This is a genomic window from Gordonia sp. i37, from assembly GCF_002043085.1.
Classification (GTDB): Bacteria; Actinomycetota; Actinomycetes; order Mycobacteriales; family Mycobacteriaceae; genus Gordonia; species Gordonia polyisoprenivorans.
Window position 1 is genome coordinate 1 of sequence record NZ_MVPX01000108.1, and the last position, 1216, is coordinate 1216.

2 protein-coding genes are annotated in these 1216 nt (G+C 66.2%); both read right to left on the reverse strand.

Translation table 11 applies throughout. The features are described 5' to 3' along the window. Positions 1 to 299 (reverse strand): AMP-binding protein (locus B1964_RS04940; RefSeq protein WP_139765630.1); only part of this gene is annotated, 299 nt, incomplete at its 3' end. A 29-nt stretch (positions 300 to 328) separates the two neighbouring features. Next, positions 329 to 1078 (reverse strand): SDR family oxidoreductase, encoded by a 750-nt coding sequence (locus B1964_RS04945; RefSeq protein WP_014361261.1) that lies wholly within the window; start codon positions 1076 to 1078, stop codon positions 329 to 331. Positions 1079 to 1216: the final 138 nt, after the last annotated feature.

Here is a 1216-nt window from a genome sequence, read left to right on the forward strand (position 1 = left end):
GCCCCCGCGGCTTGTGTGGCGAGGTAGAGCTGGGCGAACTCCGGGCCGTTGAACAGTTGGTAGGCAACCACATCCCCGTCGACGACGCCGCGGTGCGCCAGTCCGGCGGCCAGTGCGTCGACGGCCGCCCCGAGTTGTGCATAGGTCCACTGTGTGTCGGTGACGGGGTCGATCATCGCGACCCCGCCGGCATATCGGGAGACGTTGCGGCGGAAGCCGTTCAGATAGGTGAATTCGTTCTCGAAGAACGAACGGTACTGATGTGCGTCGTAGACGTGGGGCGCGGTGCTGGTGCTCATGTCAGATCTTTCGGTGCTCGGTGAATTGCTCAGCCGGCCATGGTCAATCCGCCGCTGACGCTGATCACCTGGCCGGTGATGAACGACGCTGCGGGGGAGGCGAAGAACAGCACGGGCGCTGCGACCTCTTCGGGGCGCGCGAGCCGGCGGAACGGAATCGCCTTGATCAGTGCGGCTTTGAGTTTCTCGTCCTGTGCCTGGAACAGTGGGGTGTCGGTGGGTCCGGGGCAGACCGCGTTGACGGTGATCCGATGTCGGGCCATCTCGCGGGCGAGTGACTTGCTGAGCGCGATGACGCCGCCCTTGGCGCCGGCGTAGATGGATTCTCCGGAACTGCCGACGCGCCCGGCGTCGGACGCGAGGTTGATCACGCGCCCGCCCGCCCAGTCGTCCGACGCCGACGCCTCGACCATGCCGGGGAGGAAGGCGCTGGCCATGTGCACCGGTCCGAGATAGTTGATGGCCACCACCTTCTCGGCGAATTCCGGTGTGGCATTGAGGAATTGATCGGTGCGGTCCCAGCCCGCGGCATTGACGAGGATGTCCGGGACGCCGACCTCGGTGTTGACTGCCTCACGGAGAGCGTCGACCTGCGCGCGATCGGAGACGTCGACACTCATCGGCACGATGGCGGGGTTCTGCGCGGCGGTCTGTTTGGCGGCGTCGAGATTGAGGTCGGCGGCGACGACGGTCGTGCCCTGTTCGGCGAAAGCCAGTGCGATGGCCTTGCCGATACCCGAGGCGGCGCCGGTGACGACCGCGATGTTGGTGCTGCTCATGAGGTGTGTGTCCTTCGTGGGGAGTCGAGTGCGGGGGAGTCGGGGGTGGGCTCAGATGGCGGCGAATTTGTTGAATTCGGGCATGCGCTTCTCGGCGAATGCCGCGGCACCCTCGGCACCTTCTTCGGTGTGGTGGGG